Source organism: Escherichia sp. S10b (genome assembly GCF_028421345.1).
Taxonomy (GTDB): Bacteria; Pseudomonadota; Gammaproteobacteria; order Enterobacterales; family Enterobacteriaceae; genus ECMA0423.
The window spans coordinates 43,344-54,508 of sequence record NZ_JAHZSO010000034.1 but is presented as its reverse complement, the minus strand read 5'-3'; the positions used below and the strand labels follow the sequence as shown (position 1 = coordinate 54,508).

Here is an 11,165-nt window from a genome sequence, read left to right as displayed (position 1 = left end):
ATGCCACAGATCGGCAACCATATTTACGCAACGCAGGTCGATGGCTGCGGATTGCGGATATTCTTCTTTGTCGATCCAGTTTTTATTGATCGACAAATCCATCAATTTATGGACGTTTTCGTCGTCCCAGGTCTGGCAGAAAGTGGCCAGGTTCTGACGAGCGTTGCCATCAAGATATAATTCATCATTGATAATCTGGAATGCGACATCATCGCGCATTTCGTGCAGCGGAAATCGTTTTGACTCCGCGATAGTAGAAATGGCCTTTGCGCCAAAACGTGAATCGAGTAGTTCTGAGCGGAAATCCGTTAACAGCTTCTGGTCCATTTCGAACTCCTTAAATTTATTTGAAGGCAATAAAAAAGTAGGATTTATCCGCAATGGAAGCAAGGCATTACAGGCTTAATTTAAATAACAAAATCCTAAGCAGAAAAACGACTTTTTATAATATAAACATTTAACATGATAATATTAAAAACAGACTTTATTATCGTAATAAAAATCGCCCAAACATTCCTGTTCGGGCGATCAAATTAATTATTGTTTATCCTGCATATACGGCGTGTACACCCCGTTCAGACTGTGCAGGAAAGCTACGATATCATCCACATCCTCCTGCGGCAGCTCTTTGCCTACCTGATAGCGCAGCATCAGTTTCACCGCCCCGTCCAGCGTCGGCACGTCACCGCGATGGAAGTACGGTGCCGTTAAAGCAACGTTACGTAAACCGGGTACTTTCTGACGCAATTTATCACGCTCTTCTTTAGTCACATTCATACGACCAATATCCGCCGCCGTAATTTCCCCAAAGTTAAAGTCTTTTTTCAGCCCCAACGGTTCAAAGGAACGTCCGCCGAGAATAATACCACCATGACAAGTTGCACATTTATTATCTTTAAATAATTGATAGCCTTTTTTCTGTTGCGCCGTCAGCGCATTTTCATCTCCACGCAACCATTTATCAAATGGGGAATCCGGCGTAATTAATGTTTTCTCAAATTCAGCAATGGCATCAGTAATATTTTCGCCACTGAAACCTTGCGGATAAACTTCGAGGAACTGCGCTTTAAGCTGCGGATCTTTTTCCAGCTTAGCAATAATTTCGTCCCAGGATTTCGACGCCATTTCAATCGGGTTCAACGGCGGTCCACCTGCCTGATCCTGCAATGTTGCCGCACGACCATCCCAGAACTGCTCAACGTTAAATACTGAGTTAAATACCGTCGGCGCGTTAATCGGCCCAACTGCGCCACCAACACCAATCGATGTTTTTCTGCCATCGACGCCCCCCGCATTCAACGCATGGCAATGAGCGCATGAAATGGTGCTATCAGCCGATAAACGGGGATCGTGATACAGCGCAAAGCCCAACACCACTTTTTGCGCATCGGTAGGCAGTTTTTGCGGGATGGGCTGCACCGGTTCATTGCGATGCTCCGGAGCAGTATCATTGCTGGCGTAATATTCCGCGCGCTGTTTTGCAATCCAGGCCAGTATTTCCGCCCGCTCTTCATCACTCACCTTACCCGCCCAGTGTAGCGCGGTATAACGCGTTGGTGGCATAGTTTCATACTGCATCACCCATTCAATCTTATTCAGATCGCTTTGCGAAACGGGTTTATCAGCCAGCAGTGCCGCACGCACGGCCTCGAGGTTAAAAGATTTATATCCAAGCTTAATGTCGTAATCCATCAACTGTTTCGCGCCAGGAATATAATAATAGGCGGGTAATTCTGCCGAAGGCGTGTGGCAATAGTCGCATCCTTTTTCGCGGAGAAAGCCTAAAACCTTATTATTTTCACTGACAGCAGATGCCTGAACATCGGCCTGTTTACTGCGTTTATTATCGTGGTACCACACATAACCAGATAACCCTAAATAGCAAATCGCGACGCCAGCCAGGCCGATCGCGGTAATACGTGAGACCATTTTCATTATTCTTCCCTCACGGTGGTGAGTTATTGTGACCCAGAAAATTTTCCAGAATGCTGCAAACGTCTCTGCGAGACAAAGCCATCATAAAAAACAGGGAGATACGCTTTTTGATAGGAATCAATCAATTACATGAATATAAACTATCAATAAGATAGCCTGTGCCTATTACCCAGATCAGGAATGGCATATCATGATTGCGGCGAGAGCAGGATTGAATGTTCTGAAAATGAAAAACAACACGAAATCCGTATTTTTATAAATTCCATGGATATTAGTGCGTTATATTTTTTGACAGGTTAATAAACGTGATCCACCGCACGCTTTGTCGCCCATCAGGCGGAGCGAATGACTACCCTTAAAGAAAAGCCCGATAATTAGCGACGAATTTCGGAGGTTGGATCCTTATGCTCAATCAGAAAATTCAAAACCCTAATCCAGACGAACTGATGATCGAAGTCGATCTCTGCTATGAGCTGGACCCGTATGAATTAAAACTGGATGAGATGATCGAGGCAGAACCGGAACCCGAGATGATTGAAGGGCTGCCCGCCTCTGATGCGCTGACGCCTGCCGATCGCTATCTCGAACTGTTCGAGCATGTTCAGTCGGCGAAAATTTTCCCCGACAGTAAAACCTTTCCCGACTGCGCACCCAAAATGGACCCGCTGGATATTTTAATCCGCTACCGTAAAGTGCGCCGTCATCGTGATTTTGACTTGCGCAAGTTTGTTGAAAATCACTTCTGGCTGCCGGAGGTCTACTCCAGCGAGTATGTATCGGACCCGCAAAATTCCCTGAAAGAGCATATCGACCAGCTGTGGCCGGTGCTAACCCGCGAACCACAGGATCACATTCCGTGGTCTTCTCTGCTGGCGCTACCGCAGTCATATATTGTCCCGGGCGGCCGTTTTAGCGAAACCTACTATTGGGATTCCTATTTCACCATGCTGGGGCTGGCGGAAAGTGGTCGGGAAGATTTGCTGAAATGCATGGCCGATAACTTCGCCTGGATGATCGAAAACTATGGTCACATCCCCAACGGCAACCGCACCTATTATTTGAGCCGATCGCAACCACCGGTTTTTGCGCTGATGGTGGAGTTGTTTGAAGAAGATGGTGTACGCGGTGCGCGCCGCTATCTCGACCACCTTAAAATGGAATATGCCTTCTGGATGGACGGTGCAGAATCGTTGATCCCTAATCAGGCCTATCGCCATGTTGTGCGGATGCCGGACGGATCGCTGCTCAACCGTTATTGGGACGATCGCGACACGCCGCGTGACGAATCCTGGCTTGAGGACGTTGAAACCGCGAAAAATTCTGGTCGCCCGCCCAACGAGGTGTACCGCGATTTACGCGCGGGAGCGGCCTCAGGTTGGGATTACTCTTCCCGTTGGCTGCGTGATACTGGTCGTCTGGCGAGCATTCGTACCACCCAGTTCATCCCCATCGATCTGAATGCCTTCCTGTTTAAACTGGAGAGCGCCATCGCCAACATCTCGGCGCTGAAAGGCGAGAAAGAGACAGAAGCGCTGTTCCGCCAGAAGGCCAGTGCCCGTCGCGATGCGGTAAACCGTTACCTCTGGGATGATGAAAACGGCATCTACCGCGATTACGACTGGCGACGCGAACAACTGGCGCTGTTTTCCGCTGCCGCCATTGTGCCGCTCTATGTCGGCATGGCGAACCATGAACAGGCCGATCGTCTGGCAAACGCCGTACGCAGCCGGTTACTGACACCTGGCGGGATTCTGGCAAGCGAGTACGAAACCGGTGAACAGTGGGATAAACCCAATGGCTGGGCACCGTTACAATGGATGGCAATTCAGGGATTTAAAATGTATGGCGATGACCTTCTGGGTGATGAAATCGCGCGCAGCTGGCTGAAAACGGTGAATCAGTTCTATCTGGAACAGCACAAAATGATCGAGAAATACCATATTGCCGATGGTGTTCCCCGCGAAGGCGGCGGTGGCGAGTATCCGTTGCAGGATGGGTTTGGCTGGACTAACGGTGTGGTACGCCGTTTAATTGGTTTGTACGGCGAACCATAATATTTTTACAGCCAGCCGCTAACTTCCTGCTGGCTGTAAAATTATCCTCTTCAGGAGGAGATATTTAACATCATTGCCGCCTGGGTGCGATTTTTCACTTCCAGACGGCGATACAGGGATTCCAGATGCGCTTTTACCGTTCCGGTACTGATATTCAGCGCTCTGCCGATCTCCTTATTTGATTCGCCCGCCGCTAACATGGTTAAAATCTCCCGCTGGCGGGCGCTTAACGATTTGAGATCTTTAATGTCCTTTTCCGGCGTCGTCCGCCAGTCTCCAGGCAGAAACATCATCCCCATCGCCGCACTATTTACCGCCAACGCAAATGTCTCGACGGTTGAATCACGAGGCACAATGGCCAGCACATTAAAATGAATAACTTCCTGTAACCACCGTTTATTGCAATCCGTCGCCGTGATTAACACCTTAACCTCAGGAAACTGCACCACGGTTTTTTGCAGCAACCAGTAGCAAAACTCACCATCCTGATCGCCATCGAGCATAACTAAGGCTTCAGGGTAACTTTCCAGCTTTTGCCATAACTCGTCTGCCTGACTGGCCCCCTGAATACTCACTCCTGGAATACGCTGCTGTAAACTGATTTTCATTCCATGAATAAATATTGACTGCCTGTCAAACATGACTATTTGCATAACTGAATCTCCACCTGAATACGTTAAAAAGACTTAAGTAGTGGAAGGGTATTACCCGCGAGAAAAAATAAGAATTCGCCATTTGGCGGTGGCCATTCTACAGAGATGACGCGTAGAAAATAGTTACCGATATAAATAGTTACAGCTAAACGCCTGAAATTACATGTCGAGGGCACTATTTAAAACAATTTTGAGGATTTCCTTATATTGGTGGTTAGTACGCATGCAATTAAAAATGAAACTCCGCGACCACAAGCAAAAATAACAAACGGCAATGAGACAAAAATAAGCACAAATAGCCAACACGTCCTCTATTCACTTTAAAGGGAATCGCTGAAAAATACGCTCTGTTTAGGGGGATTCACCTTTCTCAGAAAGCTATTCCGCCCTTTTCCTGCTGAGAAATCGCCACATTCGTCATGACAACATTGTGAAACCCGGCATTAGATGTTAGAAAAAACAATAAACAATGCGATATGCGCGTTACTGTTTCGCTGTGAACAACAATCGGTCAAAGAAATGGATAAAATTCACGCAATGCAGTTGTTCATCAAAGTCGCGGAGCTGGAAAGTTTTTCCCGCGCGGCGGATTTCTTTGCTTTGCCAAAAGGAAGTGTTTCGCGCCAGATACAGGCACTGGAACATCAACTTGGCACCCAGCTTCTCCAGCGCACCACGCGACGGGTCAAACTCACGCCAGAAGGCATGACCTATTATCAACGAGCAAAAGATGTGTTGAGTAATCTCAGCGAACTGGACGGTCTGTTTCAACAGGATGCCACCAGTATCAGCGGTAAATTACGCATCGACATCCCGCCAGGAATCGCGAAAAGCCTGTTACTGCCGCGCCTGTCGGAATTTCTCTATCTGCATCCGGGAATTGAGCTGGAACTGAGTAGCCATGACCGTCCGGTAGATATTCTTCATGATGGTTTTGATTGCGTGATACGCACTGGCGCGTTACCGGAAGATGGCGTTATCGCCCGTCCCCTCGGCAAACTGACCATGGTCAACTGTGCCAGTCCGCACTATCTGACGCGCTTTGGTTATCCGCAAAGCCCCGATGATCTGACTTCACACGCAATAGTGCGTTATACACCGCACCTGGGTGTACATCCGTTAGGTTTTGAGGTTGCCAGCGTTAATGGCGTCCAGTGGTTTAAGTCTGGCGGCATGTTGACGGTAAACAGTAGCGAAAACTATCTCGCCGCCGGTCTTGCCGGTCTGGGGATTATTCAGATCCCGCGCATTGCCGTGCGCGAAGCCCTGCGTGCCGGGCGGCTTATTGAAGTGTTGCCAGGCTACCGTGCCGAGCCGCTCTCCCTTTCGCTGGTTTACCCGCAGCGTCGGGAGCTTTCCCGGCGTGTAAACCTGTTTATGCAGTGGCTGGCTGGCGTAATGAAAGAGCACCTGGACTGACCGACTATACTTTTTAAGAATGACCACGACAGAAGGACAAAAGAGCGGATGACGCAGGAAAACGAGATCAAACGTCCCACCCAGGATCTGGAGCACGAGCCGATTAAGCAGTTGGATAATAGCGAGAAAGGCGGCAAAGTTAGCCAGGCGCTGGAAACCGTCACCACCACTGCCGAAAAAGTCCAACGCCAACCGGTTATTGCGCACCTGATTCGCGCGACAGAACGCTTTAACGATCGGCTGGGTAACCAGTTTGGTGCGGCTATCACCTATTTCTCATTTTTATCGATGATCCCGATTTTGATGGTGTCGTTTGCCGCAGGGGGCTTTGTGCTGGCCTCCCATCCGATGTTGCTACAGGATATCTTCGACAAAATTCTGCAAAACATCAGCGATCCGACGCTAGCCGCCACGTTGAAAAACACCATCAACACCGCCGTTCAGCAGCGTACGACTGTAGGGCTTGTCGGCCTGGCGGTGGCGCTTTATTCCGGCATCAACTGGATGGGTAACCTGCGTGAAGCGATTCGTGCCCAGTCGCGCGATGTCTGGGAACGCTCGCCGCAAGATCAGGAGAAGTTCTGGGTAAAATATCTGCGTGATTTTATTTCGCTGATTGGTTTGTTGATTGCGCTGATTGTGACGCTTTCGATCACCTCGGTTGCCGGTTCGGCGCAGCAAATGATTATTAGCGCCCTGCACCTGAACAGCATTGAGTGGCTGAAACCGACGTGGCGGTTGATTGGCCTGGCGATTTCCATCTTCGCCAACTATCTGCTTTTCTTCTGGATCTTCTGGCGGTTACCGCGCCACCGTCCGCGCAAAAAAGCCCTGATTCGCGGAACATTTCTGGCTGCTATTGGTTTTGAAGTGATTAAAATCGTGATGACCTACACCCTGCCATCGCTGATGAAATCCCCCTCTGGCGCAGCATTTGGTTCCGTGCTGGGGCTGATGGCATTTTTCTACTTCTTCGCCCGTTTGACGCTGTTTTGCGCGGCGTGGATTGCCACCGCCGAATATAAAGACGACCCGCGAATGCCAGGGAAAACGCAGCCTTAAAATAGGCCGGATGCGGCGTAAACGCCTTATCCGGCATACGATTTTATTCGGCCTGGCTCCCCGTAGGCCGGATAAGATGCGCCAGCATCGCATCCGGCTATAATGCGCACATAACCTCTTGAAACTCTTCCCCAGAGCCTCTTCAGCCATCTATTTGGGAGCAAACAATTTCATTCCAACTCATAACCCCAGCATATAAATCCAGTTGGTAACTTTTATTTAACCTGAAACCAGTTTTATCCACTATTTATAAAATTATGTGAAGCATTTCATAGAAGAAAAATCACTGGCCTAAACATTATCCCCTTTTTGCCTGGTTTTTGACCATTTCCGCGATTTGTTACACATTGAAATATCACTTTTGCTGTGCGTAATATGGCTATTCGTTAGCCAAAAAATAAGAAAAGATTATGCAAGCAACAGCCACAACACTCGACCACGAGCAAGAATACACGCCGATCAACTCGCGTAATAAAGTCCTTGTCGCCTCTCTCATTGGCACGGCCATTGAGTTCTTCGACTTTTACATTTACGCCACTGCGGCCGTTATTGTGTTTCCGCATATCTTCTTCCCGCAGGGCGATCCAACGGCAGCAACGCTACAGTCGCTCGCCACCTTCGCCATCGCCTTCGTCGCGCGCCCCATTGGCTCTGCCGTTTTTGGTCATTTTGGCGATCGCGTTGGGCGTAAAGCGACGCTGGTCGCCTCGTTGCTAACGATGGGGATTTCGACCGTGGTGATTGGTCTGCTGCCGGGCTATGCCACGATTGGTATTTTCGCCCCACTGCTGCTGGCGCTGGCTCGATTTGGTCAGGGTCTGGGCTTAGGCGGTGAATGGGGCGGCGCGGCGCTGCTGGCGACTGAAAACGCCCCACCGCGCAAACGTGCACTGTATGGCTCCTTCCCACAGCTGGGCGCACCGATTGGCTTCTTCTTTGCCAACGGCACTTTCTTGCTGCTTTCCTGGCTACTGACCGATGAGCAGTTTATGAGCTGGGGCTGGCGTGTGCCATTTATCTTCTCGGCGGTGCTGGTCATTATCGGCCTGTATGTTCGCGTGTCGCTGCATGAGTCGCCGGTGTTTGAGAAAGTCGCTAAAGCGAAAAAACAGGTGAAGATCCCGCTGGGTACGCTGCTGACCAAACATGTTCGCGTAACCGTACTGGGTACGTTCATCATGCTGGCAACATATACGCTGTTTTACATCATGACGGTCTACTCTATGACCTTCAGTACCGCCGCCGCGCCAGTTGGGCTTGGCCTGCCACGTAACGAAGTGTTGTGGATGCTGATGATGGCAGTTATTGGTTTTGGCGTGATGGTGCCAGTCGCCGGATTACTGGCTGATGCCTTTGGTCGCCGTAAAAGCATGGTAATTATCACCACGCTGATCATCCTGTTCGCGCTGTTCGCCTTTAACCCGCTGCTCGGTTCTGGCAACCCGATTCTGGTTTTTGCCTTCCTGCTGCTGGGGTTAAGTCTGATGGGGCTGACCTTCGGGCCGATGGGCGCGCTGTTACCAGAGCTGTTCCCAACAGAAGTGCGTTACACCGGAGCATCGTTCTCTTACAACGTAGCGTCGATTCTCGGGGCTTCCGTTGCGCCGTATATCGCAGCCTGGTTGCAGACTAACTACGGGTTAGGTGCGGTGGGGTTATATCTGGCGGCGATGGCTGGCTTGACGTTAATCGCCCTGCTGCTGACCCATGAGACGCGACATCAGTCGTTGTAAGTATCGTGTGGGCAGCCACCCTCACCCCAGCCCTCTCCCTGAAAGGGAGAGGGAGAAAAGCGGAGCGAGATGTTATATCGCGAACATAACAGCCCTCCCCCAGAAAGTGAACGGAAAAGCGGTACTCGTTGTTTCAACACGTACAAAACAGTCCCCTCGCCCCTTTGGGGAGAGGGTTAGGGTGAGGGGAACACGCTGCTCCCGAACTCACCAGCAAACACAATCCAACCTCATCACTTCTTCATCTGCGACAATATCGTCCGACACTGATTAGCCTCCCCTTCGGAAGGTGAGATCAGTGCCAGTAACGCCGCCGCCGGTGTTACCAGCGTTGCCAGTGCCGCAGCAACAGCACCACGGGCAATCAACGGCCCGGCTTTCACCCCAGCCTGCGGATTTTTAAACGTCCCACGCACATACAGCGGCGAACGCAGTGTGATAATCCGAATCCCTTTACTCTCCGGATCAATAGTCAAATCCAGCTGTTCCGAAGCAAAACTTGCCGTGCCGGTAACATTAATCAACGCGTTCTCAGTATCGAAAGCAAAAATCTGCGGGCGCGCCACGCCGTTGGCAATATTCAGATTCGCCGCCGCGCAGTTCACCCGCACCTCATCGTCACCAAATATCGCACCGACAATGTAGTTGCCGACATTCAGCCCAACAATCTCCATCAGGTTGCGGCTCACCAGCCCGTCATTCATCAACAGTTTCAGGTTGCCGTTACTGTTGCCTAAAAGTGCCGCCACCGAGTTACCGCTACCGCGTAGTTCCGCGTCACCGTTCATTTCCCCCAGCGTCTTCTGCATCAGTTCCACATCGGGCATCAGTTCTTTCAGTTTCAGTCGACGAGCCTGAATATCTGCCCGCCCCTGCATCGGCTTTTTATCGCCTTCCAGATGAATATTCGCCGCAATGCTGCCGCCCGCCATGCCAAATTTCAGCGGTTGCAGGCGCAGGTCAGCATTTTTGAGGATGATATGAGTAGAAAGATCGCTAATCGGCAGGCTACTGCCATGCTCAATGCGCCGCCCTTTGAAGCGAACATCGGCATCCATAACGTCCCATTTATCGGTTTCGAAGCGGTCATAAGGCAGCACTTTGCCCGCAGGCTGAACGCTTTTTTCGCCCTTCTTCTGTTCAGACCGTTTCGACTTTTCTGCCCCTTTCCCGGAGTCAACGCCAATTAACGGTCCCAGGTCCGCCAGCCGCAATTGCCGCGACTCGACATCACCTTCCAGTTTTGGTCGTGGCTTTCCGGTGGTGTAGACCAGAGAACCGTGGATATCGCTATCGCCAATTCGCCCATTAAAACCGCGATAATCAAAGACCGACGATTTTTCAGTGTCGATTTTCGCTACCAGCCGACCATCCGTTTCAAACGGCGGGGTATCGGGCAGCAGAACGCCCGTCAGTTCATAGAGATCACCCAGTGAATCGCCAGAAAATTTAAGCCGTAAATCGACACCGCCCATCTTCATTGGGTCATTCACGACGCCATCAAAAGCAACACGGGTGTTACCAGAGCGGAAATCAGCCTGTACCGGAAACGGCGTCCCTTCGCCACGCAGCGCCAGCATACCGCCTATTTTTCCCGTACCCGTGAGCGGTTCACCGTTATAACGTCCCTGCGCCTTCAGGCCAAAAACGTAATCGCCCACCTTTTCTTTATCCGCTTTACCTTTCGATCCAGTAACTTCGCTGAACGGCAGCGGCTTGCCTAACGGATCAACAAAAATCTCCAGATCCGCTTTGCTTACTTTGTCATCAATGGCGATCCGCCCTTGATCGAAAAGAATATTATCCAGCCGAAACGACCATGCCGACGGCTTTGCATTCGCGTCTTTGTTATCATCGTTGGCGAGATTAAACGTCCAGTTATTGTTCTTTTCGGAGAGGCGAATCAGGCGCGCGTCGGGCTTTTCGAGCTTGATCCACGGCAGCCAGACCGTTTTGGTCAGCAGCGCCAGCGGGGCCAGCGTTGCCTCTACGCGTGGCAAATGCACCATCGTGACTTCGGGAATATCCGGTGGATTGCCAAGAATGATGTCTTCCGCGTGTACATGGGGCCACGGCACCCAGCTGCGCCAGCCAGTTTCTTGTTTTTGCCGCTCCCACACCACGCCCAGATCGCCACGGATAGCGAACGGACGATTCAACTCCGCAGAGACTTTCTGGTTGATGGTCGGTTTGAGTCGATTCCAGTCAAAAGTTGCAATCAAAATGATCGCCACGACAATCAACAACAAGAAAGCCCCTGAAATCGCAGCGGTTATTTTGCCTGCCTTGCTCATCGTTCGCTTCCTCAT

General features: G+C 50.6%; 8 protein-coding genes. 4 read left to right on the top strand and 4 right to left on the bottom strand.

Going from position 1 to position 11,165, the window contains the following annotated elements:
- Together FTE26_RS02580 and ccp are read right to left on the bottom strand one after the other, a co-directional pair.
- The coding region (locus FTE26_RS02580; RefSeq protein ID WP_032201315.1) for a pyridoxal-dependent decarboxylase at positions 1-327 on the bottom strand (327 nt) is incomplete at its 3' end.
- Between the two features lie 210 nt (positions 328-537).
- Positions 538-1,935 carry a cytochrome c peroxidase gene (gene ccp, locus FTE26_RS02575; protein ID WP_000784830.1) on the bottom strand — a complete coding sequence of 466 codons (1,398 nt, stop codon included), beginning with the start codon at positions 1,933-1,935 and terminating at the stop codon, positions 538-540.
- A 404-nt stretch (positions 1,936-2,339) separates the two neighbouring features.
- On the opposite strand from ccp, the gene FTE26_RS02570 reads away from it, so the two are divergent.
- Complete coding sequence (locus FTE26_RS02570; protein ID WP_000934224.1) at positions 2,340-3,989, top strand: alpha,alpha-trehalase; 1,650 nt, start codon at positions 2,340-2,342, stop codon at positions 3,987-3,989.
- A 50-nt stretch (positions 3,990-4,039) separates the two neighbouring features.
- Here the strand turns inward: FTE26_RS02570 and FTE26_RS02565 are convergent, their stop codons facing one another.
- Positions 4,040-4,642, bottom strand: a complete 603-nt coding sequence (locus FTE26_RS02565; RefSeq protein ID WP_001167676.1) for a helix-turn-helix transcriptional regulator — start codon at positions 4,640-4,642, stop codon at positions 4,040-4,042.
- A 519-nt stretch (positions 4,643-5,161) separates the two neighbouring features.
- On the opposite strand from FTE26_RS02565, the gene FTE26_RS02560 reads away from it, so the two are divergent.
- The 3 genes from FTE26_RS02560 to FTE26_RS02550 all read left to right on the top strand — a co-directional run bounded on the left by FTE26_RS02560 (position 5,162) and on the right by FTE26_RS02550 (position 8,856).
- Positions 5,162-6,061, top strand: a complete 900-nt coding sequence (locus tag FTE26_RS02560) for a LysR family transcriptional regulator (protein ID WP_001307449.1) — start codon at positions 5,162-5,164, stop codon at positions 6,059-6,061.
- A gap of 48 nt (positions 6,062-6,109) precedes the next feature.
- Positions 6,110-7,123, top strand: a complete 1,014-nt coding sequence (gene yhjD, locus FTE26_RS02555; protein WP_000191257.1) for an inner membrane protein YhjD — start codon at positions 6,110-6,112, stop codon at positions 7,121-7,123.
- Between the two features lie 410 nt (positions 7,124-7,533).
- Positions 7,534-8,856 carry an MFS transporter gene (locus tag FTE26_RS02550; RefSeq protein WP_001149003.1) on the top strand — a complete coding sequence of 441 codons (1,323 nt, stop codon included), beginning with the start codon at positions 7,534-7,536 and terminating at the stop codon, positions 8,854-8,856.
- 233 nt (positions 8,857-9,089) lie between these two features.
- Here the strand turns inward: FTE26_RS02550 and FTE26_RS02545 are convergent, their stop codons facing one another.
- Entirely contained in the window at positions 9,090-11,150 is a 2,061-nt protein-coding gene (locus FTE26_RS02545) for an AsmA family protein (protein ID WP_001296794.1), read from the bottom strand.
- Positions 11,151-11,165 lie beyond the last annotated feature (15 nt).

Coding starts and splice junctions, on each gene's coding strand:
- ccp (WP_000784830.1), bottom strand. CDS start 1,935: ATGAAAATGGTCTCACGTATTACCGCGATCGGCCTGGCTGGCGTCGCG.
- FTE26_RS02570 (WP_000934224.1), top strand. CDS start 2,340: ATGCTCAATCAGAAAATTCAAAACCCTAATCCAGACGAACTGATGATC.
- FTE26_RS02565 (WP_001167676.1), bottom strand. CDS start 4,642: ATGCAAATAGTCATGTTTGACAGGCAGTCAATATTTATTCATGGAATG.
- FTE26_RS02560 (WP_001307449.1), top strand. CDS start 5,162: ATGGATAAAATTCACGCAATGCAGTTGTTCATCAAAGTCGCGGAGCTG.
- yhjD (WP_000191257.1), top strand. CDS start 6,110: ATGACGCAGGAAAACGAGATCAAACGTCCCACCCAGGATCTGGAGCAC.
- FTE26_RS02550 (WP_001149003.1), top strand. CDS start 7,534: ATGCAAGCAACAGCCACAACACTCGACCACGAGCAAGAATACACGCCG.
- FTE26_RS02545 (WP_001296794.1), bottom strand. CDS start 11,150: ATGAGCAAGGCAGGCAAAATAACCGCTGCGATTTCAGGGGCTTTCTTG.